This is a genomic window from Xanthobacter sp. DMC47 (assembly GCF_056313845.1).
On the sequence record NZ_JBQUZM010000004.1, the window covers coordinates 1,701,790 to 1,717,787 of the forward strand.

Sequence of the window (15,998 nt, forward strand, 5' to 3'; positions counted from 1 at the left end):
CGCCGCCTCGGCCTTGAGGATTCGGATAAGCCTTCCTGCCGGAGACGCCTGTGCTGCCGCCTTCCCTCGCCCGGACGGTCAATGAATACCGCGCGCGCCATGGCGACCTGATCGGCCAGTTCGCCCGATTCGTCGGCGTGGGCCTTACCGCCGCCTTTGCCCATTTCTCCACCCTCGCCATCCTGGTGGAGATTTATGCCGTCGGCGCCGTGCTCGGCTCGGCGGTGGGGTTCGTGGTGGGCGGTATCGTGTCCTACGTCCTCAACCGCCGCTTCACCTTCGACGCCACGCGCTCCCACGCCGGGGCGGTGCCGCGCTTCATCGTGGTGGCGGGGGTGGCCTTCGTGCTGAACGGAACCCTGATGTGGCTGTTCGTGGACAAGGCTGGGCTGTTCTATCTGCTGGCCCAGTTCCTCACCACCGGCATCACCATGATGTGGACCTTCACCGGCTACCGCGTCTGGGCCTTCGCCCACCGGAGCGCGGCTGGCGGCTGAGGGGGCCGGCCGGCGGCCCCTATTTCCGGTGGATGCGCCCGACCACCAGTTCATCGATCTCCAGCCGGCGGATGCGGGCGCGGCCGATGGCGAGGCGCCCGATGGCGACGGCCCCCACCGCGAGCGCGCCGAAGGCCAGCGCGCCGATGGCGATGGCACCGATGGAGCCCGCCCCCATGGACCCGGCGCCCACGGTGCCCGCGCCCACCGCCCCGGCCCCCACCGCGGCCTTGCGGATTCGCCGCCTGCGGACGGGTGGCGCGGCGGCGGAAGCCTCATCCTGCGGATCGGCGGTCATCGATGGCCTCGGATCAGATTTCTTGCACCCAATGTCTCGGGTCACGGCACCAGGCTGTGGGCGTCCCAGTCCTGCCGCGGCACCTCGGACCCCAGCGTGTAGCTGAAGGCTACCACATCCATGCCGTCCGGGCTGGTCTTGCAGCGGTAGGCGAGGTGGTACCAGTGCTGGCGGCTGCGGATGGCCGCGCCGGGAGCGGAGATGGCGGCGTCGCCATGCCGGAAGTCGCCGAGCTTGGGATCGGCGAAGGCGTAGGCCACCACCTCCTCCGGCCGCATGTCCTTGTGCTCGCGCCCCACCTCGCCCATGGCCCGGGCGTTGCAGCGCTGCTCGATGCGGGTGCCGGGGTCCACGTGGAGCATCATGTCGTCGTGCCGGCTGGGGCCGGCGAATGCCGGCGTGAGGGGTGCGGCGGCGGCGAGGAGCAGGGGCAGAATGAACGGGCGCAAGACGGGGCGAATCACGGCGGGGGCATCTCCGCGAATGGGGAAGCGGCCGCCCATAGGCCGAATCTGTGGCCACGATGGGACGAGATGGTGGCGCGGTAGGGAGCGGAGGCCTCGCCCCGCGCCGGGCGGACGTGTTATGGTGCGCACGATACAGCTTCGGCTGCGGGGGCGCGCACGGTGAACGGCCGGAAACGGCGGAGCAGACGGATTTTCGCGATGACGGGGGACGAACGGCCGATGATCCTCGCCCTTCAGGGCGGCGACCGGGAAGCGATCCAGTCCTTGCTGGCGGAGGCGGCGCGGCGCCTTGCCGCGCAGGGCGTGCGCGTGCTCGGCGTGGTGGAGCACCTCACCCCCGGCTGCGCCCATGAGGACGTGCTGATGCTCGATCTCGTGTCCGGCGAGACCAATCGGCTGCATCAGGATCTCGGCCCCGGCGCGGCCGGGTGCAGCCTCGATCCGGCGGGCCTTGCCGCCGCCTCGGCCGGGGTGGAGCGGGCCATCGCCGATCGCCTCGCCGAGGGCGGCGACCTGTCCGACACGGTGGTGGTACTCTCCAAGTTCGGCCGGCAGGAGGCCGAGGGCCGCGGCCTCACCGCCGCCTTCCATGCCGCGGTGGCGGCGGAACTCTCCGTCATCACCTCGGTTTCGCCCAGCATCACCGCCGAATGGGCGGGCTTCGCCGGCGACCTCGCCGAGCTGCGGCCGGCGGTGCTGGCCTCCATCGATGCGTGGTGGAACGCGGCCGTGCCCGAGCCGGCGGAATAATCAATTCCCGATATCGTCGAGGCTGCGCCCGCGCGTCTCGATGCGATAGTGCCACGTCACCACCGCGCCCAGCAGCGAGGCGCCGATCAGCATAAGCAGCAGCGTGCGGGTGCCGAGGTCCGCGAGCAGGATCGGGAACAGGAAGGCGGTGAGCACCGCCCCGATCTTGGCGAAGGCGGCGGCGAAGCCCGCCCCCATGCCGCGGATGCGGGTGGGGAAGACCTCGCCGGCGATCAGGTAGGTCTGCGCATTGGGGCCGAGATTGGTCATGAAGTTGAACAGCATGAAGCCGATGACCACCATCGTGACGGCGCGGTCGCCGCTGTAATAGGTGGAGAGCGCGGCCACCAGCAACCCCGCCGCGCAGCCGACGAAGCCGGCGATCTGCAGCGGGATGCGGCCGATGCGGTCGGACAGCGCCACCGCCACCCCGATGCCCACGAGCAGCAGCAGGTCGATGAGCGCCGCCCCCTCCGATGCGAGCAGGTCCGCCGAGACCAGATCGCTCAGGTTGCGGCCCGCAGCAGCCTGATGGCCGAATGCGGCGGCGAGGATGGTCGGGGTAAAGATGCCGATGCCGTAGGTGGACAGGTCCTGCAGGAACCACGGCACCGCGGCGAGGATGGTGGCGCGCCGGATGTGCGGTGTCTTGAAAAGCGCGGCCGGGGTGCGCTCGTGATCGTGGGCGGCGGCGCCGGCATGGCCGTGGTGGCGATGCGTCAGCTCGATGGATTTCGGATATTGCGGCGAGCGCGCGAGCAGGCGCTGCGCCGCCTGCTGGGCCTCCTCGACCCGGCCGTGGGCGAGCAGCCAGCTCGCGCTTTCCGGCACGAAGAGGCGGGCCACCGCGACCGCCACAGCCGGAAGGATGGCGACCGCATACATCAGGCGCCAGGCGGAGACCTCTTCCATGTTGGACAGCACCAGGTAGCCGAGCAGCGTGCCCGTGAGCGCGCCGACCGCCTGGAAGCCGAAGGCGCTGAGTACGAGGCGCCCACGCGCCGCGGACGGGATGCTCTCGGAGATCACGAGATGGGCGGTGGGATAGTCGCAGCCGAGCGCGATGCCGATGCCGAACAGGAACACCACGGTCCAGACAAAGGAGGGGCTGACCGCCAGAAGCGCGAGGAAGATGATGAAGATCACCATCTCGGACACGAACATCAGCTTGCGGCCGAACTGGTCGGCGAGGCCGCCGAGCAGCAGCGCCCCGACTAGGATGCCGGCGAGGCTCGCCGCGCCCACGAGGCCGTGCTGGAAGGCGTTCATGCCAAACTCGCGGGCCATGAGGGGCAGCGTCACGCCCGTCATGAACACCACCAGCCCCTCGAAGAACTTGCCCGCCGCGGCCAGCCACCAGATGCGCCACTGCATGGCCGTCATGGGGGTGGCGGCCACCCGCGTGCCGTCCCGCCAGACGGGCGTTTCATCGATATAGTCCTGCACCGAGCGCTTGTGGTCGAGCCCGCGCAGGTCCCGCATCTCGTTCATCGACGTCTCCCCCGGCAACAGCGTGACAGAAAGCGGACGGCGCGTGAATTGCCGATGACGGCCCCGCAGACGGCTACCGCCGCAGGGGCTGGCGGGCCGAAGGGGGACCGGCTAAGAAAGATGTTCACCGGCGTGCTGCCCGGCCGTTCGCGGCCTCTCAGCGCAAGGCGCGCCCCCTCCCGTCCGGCGCCGCAGGTTCCCATGGTCTTTTCCCGCGTCTCTGCCCTGCCCCTCGCGGCCCTCTGCCTCGCCCTCGCCGCCTGCCAGGGCAATCCGGACAGCTGGGGCACCGGCGTGGTGAAGCAGACCGACGCCTTCGGCGACTATTCGGAGACGGTGGTCTCCATCCCCAAGCCCACCGCCGGGCCGCGCCAGTTCGAGTGCACGGGGCCCTTCGCCCCCAATACCACCGCCACCAACATCGCCGCCGACTTCGGGCAGGCGAACGTCATCACCGGCAACATCATGTCGCCGGACGGCAGCACGGCCCCGGGCATCATCCTTCTGCCCAACGATCCCGCCCTGAGCCTGGAGATCGCCTGGAAAGACCCGGCCAACATGGCCGCGCCGCGCCGCGTCGCCTTCACCGAAAGCTCGGCCTGGACGGTGAACGGCATCGGCATCGGCGCCAGCCTCGCCGACCTCGAGCGGGCCAACGGCAAGCCGTTCCGCATCCAGGGCTTCGGCGGCAACGCCGGCGGCGTGGTAGCGGACTGGCGGGGCGGACGGCTCGGCAACCTGGGTGGCGGCTGCGTGCTCGGGGTGCAGCTTGCGCTTTCGGCCACCGCATCCGACAGCGCGCAGGCGCGCATCTCCGGCCCCAAGGTCTATACCTCGAACGATGCCGGCATCCGCGCCGCCAACCCGAGCGTGGGCGTGTTCTGGGTCAACTACCGCTAGGGGAACGGGCGTCGGCCGTTGCGATTTGCGAAACCAGCGCCGGCATTAAGATTAACACTCTCTAAATACCGCCAAGCTTGCGCCGCCGCCTTTTCAAGGGGCGCAACGGTTGTAGAGTCCCCCTGCGCGTCGCGGACCCCACCGCCCGCGGGAGACACTTCCAATGAAACGCCTGATCCTAGGAGCGCTGCTGGGGGCCGTCTGTGCCGTCAGCGGGGCCTTCGCACAGGGGGCGCCCGCCAACGCCCCCGCTGCCAACGCCCCCTTGGCCGGCGGACCCGCCGGCGGCATGAGCGGCCCGCCCGTCAACATCGAAGAGCTGAAGGGCGTCCAGTGGCTGTTCGTGCAGGTGGCGGATTCCATCACCGTCACCGACAAGACCATCACGCTGAAGGGCGTCGCGCCGCAGGTCATCATGTTCGCCGACCGTCCCGAGCGGATCACCGGCGACGCCTCCACGGCGACCTTCATCAAGATCTGGAACGAGGGCAAGGACAGCTTCCAGAAGGACCCGCCCAACGCCACCCTCTCGGTGACGGTGGACGGCCAGCCGAACCTGTCGGTGGTCGAGCTTTCCAACCCGGTGCTCACCGGCGACACGCTGACCTACGACTACAAGCTCCTCAGCGAGGACAAGCCCCTCGCCGGCGCCAATGCGAGCCTGTTCATCGACTGGTGGCACTATCACCGCTGGTGGGGCCCCGGACCCGGCCGCTGGGGCGGCGGCGGCTGCTGGCGCGGCCCGTACGGCGGCCTGCACTGCCGCTGGTGAGTTCACGTCCGAACCTGTAACGAACGCCCCGCCGGGAACCCACGGCGGGGCGTTCGCGTTGGAGGGGGCCGCCGCCATGATGGCGCCGTCTTGATGGCGCCGTTTCCCCAGCGTGTGGTACGACTTCGCTGCCACCGGCCGTCGCTTCTCGCAACCGTGAGAGACCCCATGATCCGCCCCACCCTGCGCCCGCTGACGCTCGCCCTGACCTTCGCCGCGGGCCTTGCCACCGCCGGGCTCGTCCAGTCGGCCTTCGCCGACCAGCCCAACATGCAGCGCGCGCTGGAAGCGCTGCGCACCGCCCGCGCCTTTCTGCAGCAGGCAGAGCCCAACAAGGGTGGCCATCGCGAGCGCGCCATCGACCTCGTGGACCGGGCCATCGGCGAGACCGAGGCCGGCATCCAGTTTGCGCGCTGACCGCGTCGCCGCCCTGCTTTCGGAAGTCCCTGATGGCCGATTGGATTTCGTTCTGGAACGGTAGCCACGCGATCTATGTGAATGACCGGCACAAGGCGGTGCATTACGCCGCCGTCGCCGCGGATCTGGTCGGCTTCCTGCCCGGGCCGCATGCCCGGGTGCTGGACTTCGGCTGCGGCGACGCCCTCGCCTCGGCCGAGCTGGCGCTGCGCTGCGCCCACCTCGTGCTCACCGATGCCGCGCCCGAAGTGCGGCGCCGCCTGAAGGGGCGCTTCGTCGCCGCCCCCAGCATCGACGTGATGGCCCCCGAGGAGGTCTCGGCCCTGCCGGATGGCAGCTTCGATCTCATCATCTGCAATTCGGTGGCGCAGTATCTTTCGCGCGAGCAGCTCGCCGGCTTCGCCCGGGAATGGCGGCGCCTGCTGGCGCCGGGCGGGCAGTTGCTCGTCGCCGACGTCATCCCGCCCCATGTGAGCGCGCTGGCCGATGCCGAGGCGCTGCTCAAGCTCGCCGTGCGGGAGAAGTTCTTTCTGGCGGCGGTGGCCGGCCTCGCCCGCACCGCCGTCTCGCCCTACCGCAAGCTGCGCTCCCAGCTCGGCCTCACCACTTATGAGGAGGCCGATATGCTCGAGTTGATCGAGGACGCCGGCCTCGCGGCGCGGCGGGTCCAGCCGAACGTGGGCCACAACCAGCAGCGCATGGCCTTCATCGGCGAACGCACCGCCTGAAGCCGGCGCGTTGGTCGCGCGGGCTGCCGCCCTACCCCTTCCGTCTCCCGCCCTTGCGATAGCCCTTGGTGCCGGGATCAGGCCTCGGGCCGGGGCGGAAGCTGTCTTCCGAGAGGGGCACGGCGCGGTCGGTGCCCGGCCCCATGTCGTCGAGGGACGGCTTGTGCGCCCGAGCGGTCCCGGACCTTGGCGCATACATGGGCATCTCCGGCGGCGCATAGGGCGCCTGCGTCTCCCCCATGCCCTCGTCGTCGGACGGCGCCGCCCGACCCTTGGCGGACGATTTGCCCCGGCCGCGCGGGAGCAGGCGGCCGGCCTCCTCCTTCGGCGGGAGGTTCGCGGCCTTGCCGTATTTGCGGGCGCCCTTGAAGCCGCCGGTGCGGTCGTCCACCGCCTCCTGCCGCGCCAGAGGATCGTCGGAGACGGCGAGTTCCGTGGCCTCCAGCCGTCGGATCTCGTCGCGCAGGCGGGCCGCGGTCTCGAAGTCGAGGTCGGCGGCGGCGGCGCGCATGCGCTTTTCCAGATCCGCCATGACCGCCTTGAGATTGTGCCCGAAGGCCGCCCCCTCTTCCGCGAGGCCCGCGTCCACCTGCACGTGATCGCGCTCGTAGACGGAATTGAGGATGTCGCCGATGGCCTTCTTCACGCTCTCGGGCGTGATGCCGTGCTCGGTGTTGTAGGCCACCTGCTTCTCGCGGCGGCGGGAGGTCTCCGCCATGGCCCGCTCCATGGAGCCGGTGATGTGGTCCGCATAGAGCACCACCCGTCCGTCCACGTTGCGCGCGGCGCGGCCGATGGTCTGCACCAGCGAGGTTTCCGAGCGCAGGAAGCCTTCCTTGTCCGCGTCGAGAATGGCGACGAGCCCGCACTCGGGAATGTCGAGGCCCTCGCGCAGCAGGTTGATGCCGATGAGCACGTCGAACGCCCCGAGGCGCAGGTCGCGGATGATCTCGATGCGCTCGATGGTGTCGATGTCCGAGTGCATGTAGCGCACGCGGATGCCGTTCTCGTGCAGATATTCGGTCAGGTCTTCGGCCATGCGCTTGGTGAGCACGGTGACCAGCGTCCGATAGCCCTTGGCGGCCACCGCGCGCACCTCGCCGAGGAGGTCGTCCACCTGGGTGCGCGCCGGGCGCACCTCCACCGGCGGATCGATGAGGCCGGTGGGGCGGATGACCTGCTCCACGAACACGCCGCCGGTCTGGTTCATTTCCCACGGGCCGGGGGTGGCGGAGACGTGGACCGTCTGCGGCCGCATGGCCTCCCATTCCTCGAAGCGGAGCGGGCGGTTGTCCATGCAGGACGGCAGGCGGAAGCCGTATTCCGCCAGCGTCGCCTTGCGGCGGAAGTCACCGCGATACATGGCGCCGATCTGCGGCACGGTCACATGGCTCTCGTCGATGAAGACGAGGGCGTTGTCCGGCACGTATTCAAACAACGTCGGCGGCGGCTCGCCGGGCTTGCGGCCGGTGAGCCAGCGCGAATAGTTCTCGATGCCGGCGCAGGAGCCGGTCGCCTCCATCATCTCCAGATCGTAGCGGGTGCGCTGCTCCAGCCTCTGGGCCTCCAGCAGGCGCCCCATCTTGTACAATTCGTCGAGCCGCATCTTCAGCTCGGCCTTGATGCCGGAGATGGCCTGGATCAGCGTCGGGCGCGGCGTCACATAGTGCGAGGCGGCGTAGACGCGCACGCTCTTCATGTCGCCGCTCTTCTGGCCGGTGAGCGGATCGAACTCGGCGATGCTCTCCACCTCGTCGCCGAACAGGCTCACCCGCCACGCGCGGTCCTCATAGTGGGCGGGGAAGATTTCCACGCTGTCGCCGCGCACCCGGAAGGTGCCGCGGGCGAAATCCGACTGGATGCGCTTGTATTGCAGGGCCACCAGATCGGCGAGGAGCGAGCGCTGGTCGATGCGCTCGCCCACCTTGATGTCGAAGGTCATGGCCGAATAGGTCTCGACCGAGCCGATGCCGTAGATGCACGACACCGAGGCGACGATGATCACGTCGTCCCGCTCCAGCAGCGCGCGGGTCGCCGCATGGCGCATGCGGTCGATCTGCTCGTTGATGGAAGACTCTTTCTCGATGTAGGTGTCCGTCCGGGGCACATAGGCTTCCGGCTGGTAGTAATCGTAGTAGGAAACGAAATATTCCACCGCATTGTCGGGGAAGAAGCTCTTGAACTCCCCGTAAAGCTGCGCCGCGAGCGTCTTGTTGGGCGCCAGCACGATGGCCGGGCGCTGCAGCTGCTCGATCACCTTGGCCATGGTGAAGGTCTTGCCTGAGCCGGTGACGCCGAGCAGCACCTGATCGCGCTCCCCCGCCTCGGCCTGCGCGCACAGCTCCTTGATGGCCTGCGGCTGGTCGCCGGCGGGCTCGAAGTCGCTCTTCATGGTGAAGGCGACGCCGCCCTCGGATTTCTCCGGCCGGGGCGGACGGTGCGGCACCCAGGTCTGGCCGTTGACCTCGGGCCGCCCGGTCTCGATCAGCTTGGCCAGCGCCTGCACGGTGGCGGAGGCGCCGGCGGATTCGAAATCCACCGACAGGTCGCCCGGGTTCAGACCGAGCGACTGCGCAAGGGCTGGATCGAGCGCCTGCTGGGGCGCCGGCTCGAAATGACGCTGGGAACGCTCACCGAGCTTTCCGGGACGGGATGCTTTGGCCATGGGGGGAATATGGGGCATGAGGGGCCGACCCGAAAGATGCGCGTTTAAGTTGCATATACCGCAGATAACATCCTTTTGATTGTATCGCGAGATCACTCGCCCTAAGGTTGCGCTTCTACTTGGAGGGGGAGCTCAACCATGTCTTTGTCAGCCCAGGCGGGAGCCAAGATCATCACCGACGCGGTTGCGGCCGCGAACGAGCCGCAGGCCGCAACAGCCGGCGTCGGCGCCGGCGTCAGCAGCGATTTCTGCGGCCTCTGGCCCAAGGCCAAGCCGCTGCTGGAACTGGCCGCCACCGTGCTGGTCCTCATTCCCGGTGCCGGCGCCATCGCCGGCCCGGTCCTCAATGGCCTCATCAAGATCGGCGACCAGATCTTCGCCGAAACCTGCAGGGGCTGACCCATGCTGGATCTCGCCAAGCTCAAGACCGAGATCGCCCTGCGCAAATACGACTGGACGCCCTCCGAGAAGCCCATCTTCTCGGTGGCGGAAAGCGGCGGCGGCCAGGCCTTTCTCGGGGTCGTCGTTGACCCGCAGGTGGTGAAGGCTCAGCTTACGCTGGCCCTCCGCGTCGAATCCGCCGCCTTCGCAGCGCTGCCGCCGGCACCCCGCAGCGTGGACTGGCGGCATGCCCGCCAGGGCGCGAACTTCGTGACTCCCATCCGCGACCAGGGCATGTGTGGCGCGTGCGTCGCCTTCGCCACCGTGGCGGCCATCGAAAGCCGCCTCGCCATCGCGCAGGACAAAGCCAATCCGACCGATGACCTGTCCGAGGCAGCCCTGTTCTTCGGCGGCGGCCGACTCTGCACCCAAGGCTGGTCTCCCGAGGCGGCGCTGGGCTATGCGCGCACGCACGGTCTCGGCCGCGAAGGCGACTTTCCCTATCCGGGAGCCGACGCGCCCGGACGGGACATTGCGCCGGTCGCCTGGGTTACCGGCTGGGAAAGTGCGGGCACCACGGAACAGCGCCGCAAGGCCCTGGCCTATCGCGGCCCGGTGATCGCCGTGCTCTCGGTCTTCGAGGATTTCCTGCACTACGGCCGGGGCATCTATCGTCACGTGGCGGGCGAGTTTGTCGGCCTCCATGCCGTCGCCGTCGTCGGATACGATGACGATCAGGGGTACTGGATCATCAAGAACAGCTGGGGGACAGGCTGGGGTGAGGACGGCTTCTGCCGCATCGGCTATAATGAGTGTGCGATCGATACCGAAAACGTCTTCTGGGACGCCTATGTCACAGCAGCTCCCTCGGCCGCCGAACCTGCCGCCGCAGGCCTTGTGGCTCACCACCCCAAGCGCAAGCGCACCGCGGCCGCCAGCAAGTAACGACCTGGTCGTCGCCCTGCTCTATCCGGGCCTGAGCCCGCACTACTGGAGCGCCCGGCCGACGCCGGGCGCTACCGTCGTCTCGAGCCGGCGCGTGGCGGCGCAGGGGCACGCAGCCGGCGCGGGCGGCTATCAGGAACTGGTGGTGCGCATCTCAGGCGATGTCCGCGAACTCGTGTTCGATCTCGCAGTGCCCGGGCAGGAAGTGGTGATGTCGCGGGAGCTGCTGCTCAGCTGAGGTCGCGGCGCTCCATGACGCCTCTCCCCGCGGTAGGGTTCAACACGGCCTGAAATGCTCTAAAGGGTCAGGTCTCACCGAGGACCCGACCCGCATGCCTGCCCTGACCAGCCTGATCCCGCCCCAGATCCTGCCCATCGTCATGCTCGTGGCCTCGAACGTCTTCATGACGTTCGCCTGGTACGGACACCTCAAGCACAAGTCGGCGCCGCTCGTTCTCGCCATCGTCGCGAGCTGGGGCATCGCCTTTTTTGAATATTGCCTCGCCGTGCCGGCCAACCGCTTCGGCTCGGAGGTGTATTCCACGGCACAGCTCAAGACGATGCAGGAGGTCATCACCCTGGTCGTCTTCGCCGGCTTTTCGGTGCTTTACCTTAAGGAGCCGCTGGGCTGGAACCACCTGCTCGGCTTCGCCTTCATCTCGGCCGGCGCCTTCTTCATCTTCCACAAGTTCTGACCGCGGCGCCAGGGCGGGAGGACACAGCCCCCGCCCCGGCGCCCAGCCTCCCGAAAACACCTAGCCCAGCGCGCGGCGCACCAGTGCCTCGACGGCATTCACGGGCTCTTTCAGCCAGCCGTATTCGGCGGGGATCTCAGCCTCGGCCAGTTGATCCGCGAACCGCTCCACATGGCGGCGCGGGTCTGCGCGGAACTGCGGCTGGGCCATGAAGAACTGCACCGAGACCGTGGAGCAGGGGTGCTTGGAGGCGGCCGAGAGATAGAGCGGCACCTTCTTGGGCGGCCACCAGAATTTCCCGAAGCGCCGGTCCGCGTGATAGTGCTCGAACAGGCGCGGATAGCCATGGTGGTTCAGCGCGCGGCCGGTGACGGCGTAGTTGTTGGTGTAGATCACCCGCTTCAGCGGCCGCAGCTCGATCAGCGGAACGGTCTGGGATTCCTCATAGGTGGTGAGCTGCGGGCCGACCAGGATCGAGCCCCACCAGATGCCGTTCAGCGGGCGCGGGCAGGCCTTCTCCAGTTCTTCGAACAGGCCGGGGGCGAGCCAATCGTCGTCGTCCACGAAGGCGATGAGATCGTCGGGAGCGCGCCTGGTCTCGCGCAGCACCTCGTGGGAGATCACCTCGGCCCCCCGCACGGCGGCGAAGCTCGCGCGGGAGAGCTTGGCGATCTCGTCGCGGAAGCTGCGGTAGTCCACCTTCAGGTTGCTGTCCCACAGCGCCATGAAATCCACGAGCAGATTCTCGTCGATATGGTGGCGGCGCAGGAAGCGGCGGGTGTCGTCGTCGGTCAGGGCGAGCCAGTCGGGACTGTAGCGCACCGCGACGATGCGTTTGCCCATCGTCAACTCCGGACGGTCGTCTGCACAGGGCGGCGCCGTTTCCGGCACCGGGGCGGCGGGCCGCCAGCCGCCGCGGGTCGTCTTATCAAGCTGAGGCGAGACGCGCCAGTTCGGCGGCCATGGCGTTGTGCCGCGCCACCACGGCACCGAGGTCGACGGTGAGGAGCCGCCCGTCGCGCACCACCACCCGCCCGTTGATGACGCTGAGCGACACATCCTGCGGCTGGCAGAAGACGAGCGCCGCCACCGGATCGTGCAGCGCCCCCGCATAGGCGAGGCGCGCCATGTCGAAGGCGATGAAGTCCGCCGCCATCCCCGGCGCCAGCGCGCCGATGTCGTCGCGGCACAGCACCCGCGCGCCCCCCAGCGTCGCCATCTCCAGCGCCGTGCGCGCGCTCATGGCGTCGGGGCCGGAGGCGACGCGCTGCAGCAGCATGGCCTGCCGGGCCTCGCCCAGCATGTGGCCGCTGTCGTTGGAGGCCGAGCCGTCCACCCCGAGCCCCACGCGGATGCCCTCGGCGAGGAAGCGCTTCACCGGCGCAATGCCCGAGGCGAGGCGCATGTTGGAGCAGGGGCAATGGGCGATGCCGGTGCCGGTCTTGGCGAACAGGGCGATGCCGTCGTCGTCCAGCTTCACGCAGTGGGCGTGCCAGACATCCGGCCCCACCCAGCCCAGCGAGCGCACATATTCGGTGGGGCCCATGCCGAAGGTCTTCTCGGAGAAGGCGACGTCGCTGTCGTTCTCGGCGAGGTGGGTGTGGAGCGTCAGGTTATTGTCGCGGCCGAGCTTCAGCGTCTCCAGCATGAAGTCGCGGCTCACCGTGAAGGGCGAGCAGGGCGCGAGCACGATGCGCAGCATGGAGTAGCGATCGGGGTCGTGATAGGCGCCGATCAGCCGCTCGGCGTCCTTCATCACGAAGCCCTCGTCCTCCACCACCCGGTCAGGCGGCAGGCCGCCCTTGCTCTCGCCGATGGTCATGGCGCCCCGCGCCGCATGGAAGCGCATGCCGATCCGCCGCGCCGCGCGGATGGAATCATCGAGCCGCGCGCCGTTGGGATAGATGTAGAGATGGTCCGATGAGGTGGTGCAGCCGGAGAGGATCAGCTCCGCCATGGCGGTTTCCGTCGCCGCCTCCACCATCTCGCCGGTGAGGCCCGCCCACAGCGGATAGAGCGATTTCAGCCAGGTGAAGAGTTCGCCATCCTGCGCCCGGGGCACCGCGCGGGTCAGGCTCTGCACCATGTGGTGGTGGGTGTTGACCATGCCGGGCATCACCACATGGCCGGACAGGTCGATCACCTCGTCGGCGCTCGCCGGCAAATCCTGCGGGCGGCCCACGGCGACGATGCGGCCATCCTCCACATAAAGCCCGCCGCCCGCGAACTCCCGCCGTTCGCCATCCATGGTCACGAGCACGAGGGCGTTGCGGGCGAGCAGGGTCGAGGCCATGGGAACTCCGGATCGGGCGCCGCACGGCTGCGGCCGCCCGATCTTAGGTCGCTTTAGGGTAAGGAGGGAATCCGGTCAGCGACCCACCGGCACCACGCGCAGGATCTCGCCCGTGCTCTCAGCCGCGAGCCAGAGCGCGCCGTCCGGCCCCATGCGCACGTCGCGGATGCGCTTGCCGAGGGGCAGCCGCTCCTCGCCGAGGACGGCGCCGTCGCGCACCTTCACCATGACCAGCGCCTGTCCCGCCAGCGCGCCGACGAAGAGCTGGCCGCGCCAGCCCGGCAGCGCATCGCCGGTGTAGAAGGCGGCTCCCGAGGGGGCGATGGAGGGGTCCCAGTAGAACAGCGGCTGCTCCATGCCCTCCTTGGCGGTGCCGACGCCGATCTGGGCGCCGGAATAGTGCCGGCCATAGCCAATGACTGGCCAGCCGTAATTCTTGCCCGCCTCCGGCTTGTTCACCTCGTCGCCGCCGCGCGGGCCGTGCTCGACGGTCCACAGCCGGCCGGTCGCGGGCTCGATGACGCCGGCCTGCACGTTGCGGTGGCCATAGCTCCAGATTTCCGGGCGCGCGCCATCCTTGTCCACGAACGGATTGTCGGGAGGAATGGACCCATCCGGCGCGATGCGCACGACCTTGCCCAGCGTCGTGGAGAGGTCCTGCGCCTTGTCCATATAGTTGAAGCGCTCGCCGAGGGTGACGAACAGCATGCCATCCGGCGCGAACACCAGGCGGGAGCCGAAATGGTTGCCGCCAGACACCGCCGGCTGCTGGCGCAAGATCACGTCCACATCGGTGAGGCGGGTGAGATCGTCGGAGAGCTTGCCCCGCGCAACGGCGGTGGCGGCGCCTTCCGGCCGCGGCTCGGCGTAACTGAGATAGATCAAGCGGTTCTGCGCGAACTTGGGGTCCAGCGCGACGTCCAGCAGGCCGCCCTGGCCGCGGGCGGCCACTTGTGGCACGCCGGAGATGGGCGCACCCACCTTGCCCGTCTCATCGATGGGGCGCAGCCGTCCGTCGCGCTCGGTGACGAGGAGATGGCCATCGGGGAGGAAGGCGATGCTCCATGGGGTCTGCAGGCCGCTGGCGAAGGGCACCACGCGCACCTGCTCGCCACCCAGCCGGGCGTCCACGGGCTGGGCGAAGGCGTAGGTCGCCGCCGCAATCAGGATGAGGAGAAGGATGGAGCCGAGGGCCGCACCGCCTTTGCCGTGCCGTCGTTTGGTGCGCGGCCCGGCGGCAAGCTGCGTCTGCGGCAACGCAGCGTTCAGCGGGGACGGCGTGTGTCGAGACGCCGGATCAACGCCGCGCACGCGTCCGGACTTCGCTGCGGGAGGTCGCGACACGAGAGGTGGCAAAACGCCGGGCCGCGACGGCCGACAGGAAAATCGCACCGCCCACCGCGCCGAGGGACAGGAGGAAACCGGAAGAATCGCTCACGCTGCCGACGATGAGATCCCCTGCCATCGCCGCACGGCCGCCCAGCACCAGCGCCACGGCGCCGATGGCGACCATAAGGGCGAAGGTCAAAACGGCCTGCGCCAGCGCGTCGCCTTCCTTGTGGGCGCGCACGGCACGGGCCAGAAGCTCGGGATCCGCCGGCGACTGGCGCACGGCGCGGCGGGTCAGGGAGAAGTGCCCTGCTTCCATGGGACCGCCGACGTCACAACGTCCGGACATGATGGTCTCGCTCATTGGGGCAGCCTCCTCATCCCCTTGGTTCCGCGCGCTCTCAAGCAACGTGTCTCAGGGCGAATCAGTTCCGCCGACGCAAGGCAAGGTGGAAAAGAATCGTGGCGCCACCGCGGCTTAGCCTTCACGGATGATGGCAAGATGATGTCGGACGCTCACGGACGCGCGAGCCATCCCCGCTGTTCTGCCGCGCCATCGCGTCGCTCAGGCGAGGGCAGAATCGGCCACCTGGGTCTCGGGCCGCCAGCCCATGTCCACATGCCCCGGCTCCGCCGCGACGCGGGCGAGCCAGTCGCGCACGGCGGGAAAGGCGGAAAGCGAAAAGTCGCCCTCCTCCGCCACGTGGGTGTGGGCGAACAAAGCGATGTCGGCGATGGTGAGCGCATCGCCGACGAAATAGCGGCGCGTTGAGAGGTGCCGCTCCATCACCTTGAGCGCCGCGTAGCCCTCCTCCATCCAGCGGTCCACGTCATGGGCGCGCAGTTCGCGCCCGCCGCGCACCTGCCGCAGCCAGAAGCGGGCGGTGGCGATGCCCGGCTCGTGGCTGTTCTGCTCGAAGAACATCCAGCGCAGCACCTCGGCGCGGGCGAAGGCATCGGCCGGCAGAAGCGGCGTGCCTTCGGCGAGATAGAACAGGATGGCGTTCGACTCGGCGAGGAACCGCCCGTCCACATCGAGGAGCGGCACCCGCCCCTCCAGATTCATGGCGAGGAATTCCGGCGTGCGGTGCTCGCCGGCGAAGATGTCCACCTCCATGAGACGGAACGGCCGGCCGAGCTTCGCCAGCATCAGGCGGACCTTGTAGGAATTACCCGACGACTGCGTGGAATAGAGCGTCAGCACCTCAACCGTCCTCCCACCCCCGACGCTCCAGCATGTGGCGGCAGGCCCGGGCCGCCGCAAGCCCCGATGGCGATGACCTGCACCGCGTGGCGATCCATCAATCCGGCGTGGCGCGACATTCACGATCCTTGCTTGTTCGCGGCAAGGCTCTGAACTAGTGTCCGCG

Annotated in this window: 19 protein-coding genes; 10 read left to right on the top strand and 9 right to left on the bottom strand. The window is 68.9% G+C overall.

The annotated features are described in order from the left end of the window. The first annotated feature begins 50 nt into the window (after positions 1 to 50). Entirely contained in the window at positions 51 to 497 is a 447-nt protein-coding gene (locus ACT54R_RS19755; RefSeq protein ID WP_476329012.1) for a GtrA family protein, read from the top strand. Positions 498 to 516: 19 nt separating this feature from the next. On the opposite strand, the gene ACT54R_RS19760 is transcribed toward ACT54R_RS19755, so the two are convergent. Together ACT54R_RS19760 and ACT54R_RS19765 are read right to left on the bottom strand one after the other, a co-directional pair. Beyond that, entirely contained in the window at positions 517 to 795 is a 279-nt protein-coding gene (locus ACT54R_RS19760) for a hypothetical protein (protein ID WP_476329014.1), read from the bottom strand. A 41-nt stretch (positions 796 to 836) separates the two neighbouring features. Beyond that, positions 837 to 1,259: a DUF930 domain-containing protein gene (locus ACT54R_RS19765; protein WP_476329016.1), complete on the bottom strand. Its 423-nt coding sequence runs from the start codon at positions 1,257 to 1,259 to the stop codon at positions 837 to 839. Positions 1,260 to 1,460: 201 nt separating this feature from the next. On the opposite strand from ACT54R_RS19765, the gene ACT54R_RS19770 reads away from it, so the two are divergent. Continuing rightward, positions 1,461 to 2,012, top strand: coding sequence for a DUF2478 domain-containing protein (locus ACT54R_RS19770; protein ID WP_168462468.1), 552 nt, complete (start codon positions 1,461 to 1,463; stop codon positions 2,010 to 2,012). Here ACT54R_RS19770 and ACT54R_RS19775 read toward each other — a convergent pair whose 3' ends face one another. Then, a complete protein-coding gene (locus ACT54R_RS19775; RefSeq protein ID WP_476329017.1) occupies positions 2,013 to 3,503 on the bottom strand; it encodes an MFS transporter in 1,491 nt (496 codons plus the stop codon). 201 nt (positions 3,504 to 3,704) lie between these two features. On the opposite strand from ACT54R_RS19775, the gene ACT54R_RS19780 reads away from it, so the two are divergent. The 4 genes from ACT54R_RS19780 (at position 3,705) to ACT54R_RS19795 (ending at position 6,320) form a co-directional block, all read left to right on the top strand. Then, positions 3,705 to 4,403 (top strand): hypothetical protein, encoded by a 699-nt coding sequence (locus tag ACT54R_RS19780; protein ID WP_168462466.1) that lies wholly within the window; start codon positions 3,705 to 3,707, stop codon positions 4,401 to 4,403. 163 nt (positions 4,404 to 4,566) lie between these two features. Next, on the top strand, positions 4,567 to 5,175 hold the full coding sequence (locus tag ACT54R_RS19785) for a hypothetical protein (RefSeq protein ID WP_476329019.1): 609 nt from the start codon (positions 4,567 to 4,569) through the stop codon (positions 5,173 to 5,175). Between the two features lie 168 nt (positions 5,176 to 5,343). After that, positions 5,344 to 5,592, top strand: a complete 249-nt coding sequence (locus ACT54R_RS19790; protein ID WP_476329021.1) for a hypothetical protein — start codon at positions 5,344 to 5,346, stop codon at positions 5,590 to 5,592. 32 nt (positions 5,593 to 5,624) lie between these two features. Continuing rightward, positions 5,625 to 6,320 (top strand): class I SAM-dependent methyltransferase, encoded by a 696-nt coding sequence (locus ACT54R_RS19795; protein ID WP_476329023.1) that lies wholly within the window; start codon positions 5,625 to 5,627, stop codon positions 6,318 to 6,320. 31 nt (positions 6,321 to 6,351) lie between these two features. On the opposite strand, the gene uvrB is transcribed toward ACT54R_RS19795, so the two are convergent. Then, the gene (gene uvrB / locus ACT54R_RS19800; RefSeq protein WP_476329025.1) at positions 6,352 to 8,985 is read right to left on the bottom strand and encodes an excinuclease ABC subunit UvrB; all 2,634 of its coding nucleotides are present in this window, start codon (positions 8,983 to 8,985) and stop codon (positions 6,352 to 6,354) included. Positions 8,986 to 9,123: 138 nt separating this feature from the next. Between uvrB and ACT54R_RS19805 the strand changes: the two genes are divergently transcribed. The 4 genes from ACT54R_RS19805 (at position 9,124) to ACT54R_RS19820 (ending at position 11,006) form a co-directional block, all read left to right on the top strand. After that, entirely contained in the window at positions 9,124 to 9,384 is a 261-nt protein-coding gene (locus ACT54R_RS19805) for a hypothetical protein (RefSeq protein WP_476329027.1), read from the top strand. A gap of 3 nt (positions 9,385 to 9,387) precedes the next feature. Then, positions 9,388 to 10,311, top strand: coding sequence for a C1 family peptidase (locus ACT54R_RS19810; protein WP_476329029.1), 924 nt, complete (start codon positions 9,388 to 9,390; stop codon positions 10,309 to 10,311). Between the two features lie 94 nt (positions 10,312 to 10,405). Then, complete coding sequence (locus ACT54R_RS19815; RefSeq protein ID WP_476329031.1) at positions 10,406 to 10,549, top strand: hypothetical protein; 144 nt, start codon at positions 10,406 to 10,408, stop codon at positions 10,547 to 10,549. 94 nt (positions 10,550 to 10,643) lie between these two features. Continuing rightward, positions 10,644 to 11,006 carry a DMT family protein gene (locus ACT54R_RS19820; protein ID WP_476329033.1) on the top strand — a complete coding sequence of 121 codons (363 nt, stop codon included), beginning with the start codon at positions 10,644 to 10,646 and terminating at the stop codon, positions 11,004 to 11,006. Positions 11,007 to 11,066: 60 nt separating this feature from the next. On the opposite strand, the gene ACT54R_RS19825 is transcribed toward ACT54R_RS19820, so the two are convergent. The 5 genes from ACT54R_RS19825 to ACT54R_RS19845 form a co-directional block, all read right to left on the bottom strand. Then, positions 11,067 to 11,849 carry a hypothetical protein gene (locus tag ACT54R_RS19825; protein ID WP_476329035.1) on the bottom strand — a complete coding sequence of 261 codons (783 nt, stop codon included), beginning with the start codon at positions 11,847 to 11,849 and terminating at the stop codon, positions 11,067 to 11,069. An 85-nt stretch (positions 11,850 to 11,934) separates the two neighbouring features. After that, positions 11,935 to 13,299, bottom strand: coding sequence for an 8-oxoguanine deaminase (locus ACT54R_RS19830; protein WP_476329037.1), 1,365 nt, complete (start codon positions 13,297 to 13,299; stop codon positions 11,935 to 11,937). Positions 13,300 to 13,374: 75 nt separating this feature from the next. Further along, positions 13,375 to 14,556 carry a PQQ-dependent sugar dehydrogenase gene (locus tag ACT54R_RS19835; RefSeq protein WP_476329039.1) on the bottom strand — a complete coding sequence of 394 codons (1,182 nt, stop codon included), beginning with the start codon at positions 14,554 to 14,556 and terminating at the stop codon, positions 13,375 to 13,377. Between the two features lie 40 nt (positions 14,557 to 14,596). After that, positions 14,597 to 14,992, bottom strand: coding sequence for a hypothetical protein (locus tag ACT54R_RS19840; RefSeq protein WP_476329041.1), 396 nt, complete (start codon positions 14,990 to 14,992; stop codon positions 14,597 to 14,599). Between the two features lie 201 nt (positions 14,993 to 15,193). After that, a complete protein-coding gene (locus ACT54R_RS19845; RefSeq protein ID WP_476329043.1) occupies positions 15,194 to 15,832 on the bottom strand; it encodes a glutathione S-transferase family protein in 639 nt (212 codons plus the stop codon). Positions 15,833 to 15,998 lie beyond the last annotated feature (166 nt).

Coding starts and splice junctions, on each gene's coding strand:
- ACT54R_RS19760 (WP_476329014.1), bottom strand. CDS start 795: ATGACCGCCGATCCGCAGGATGAGGCTTCCGCCGCCGCGCCACCCGTC.
- ACT54R_RS19770 (WP_168462468.1), top strand. CDS start 1,461: ATGACGGGGGACGAACGGCCGATGATCCTCGCCCTTCAGGGCGGCGAC.
- ACT54R_RS19775 (WP_476329017.1), bottom strand. CDS start 3,503: ATGAACGAGATGCGGGACCTGCGCGGGCTCGACCACAAGCGCTCGGTG.
- ACT54R_RS19780 (WP_168462466.1), top strand. CDS start 3,705: ATGGTCTTTTCCCGCGTCTCTGCCCTGCCCCTCGCGGCCCTCTGCCTC.
- ACT54R_RS19785 (WP_476329019.1), top strand. CDS start 4,567: ATGAAACGCCTGATCCTAGGAGCGCTGCTGGGGGCCGTCTGTGCCGTC.
- ACT54R_RS19790 (WP_476329021.1), top strand. CDS start 5,344: ATGATCCGCCCCACCCTGCGCCCGCTGACGCTCGCCCTGACCTTCGCC.
- ACT54R_RS19795 (WP_476329023.1), top strand. CDS start 5,625: ATGGCCGATTGGATTTCGTTCTGGAACGGTAGCCACGCGATCTATGTG.
- uvrB (WP_476329025.1), bottom strand. CDS start 8,985: ATGGCCAAAGCATCCCGTCCCGGAAAGCTCGGTGAGCGTTCCCAGCGT.
- ACT54R_RS19805 (WP_476329027.1), top strand. CDS start 9,124: ATGTCTTTGTCAGCCCAGGCGGGAGCCAAGATCATCACCGACGCGGTT.
- ACT54R_RS19810 (WP_476329029.1), top strand. CDS start 9,388: ATGCTGGATCTCGCCAAGCTCAAGACCGAGATCGCCCTGCGCAAATAC.
- ACT54R_RS19820 (WP_476329033.1), top strand. CDS start 10,644: ATGCCTGCCCTGACCAGCCTGATCCCGCCCCAGATCCTGCCCATCGTC.
- ACT54R_RS19825 (WP_476329035.1), bottom strand. CDS start 11,849: ATGGGCAAACGCATCGTCGCGGTGCGCTACAGTCCCGACTGGCTCGCC.
- ACT54R_RS19830 (WP_476329037.1), bottom strand. CDS start 13,299: ATGGCCTCGACCCTGCTCGCCCGCAACGCCCTCGTGCTCGTGACCATG.
- ACT54R_RS19840 (WP_476329041.1), bottom strand. CDS start 14,992: ATGAGCGAGACCATCATGTCCGGACGTTGTGACGTCGGCGGTCCCATG.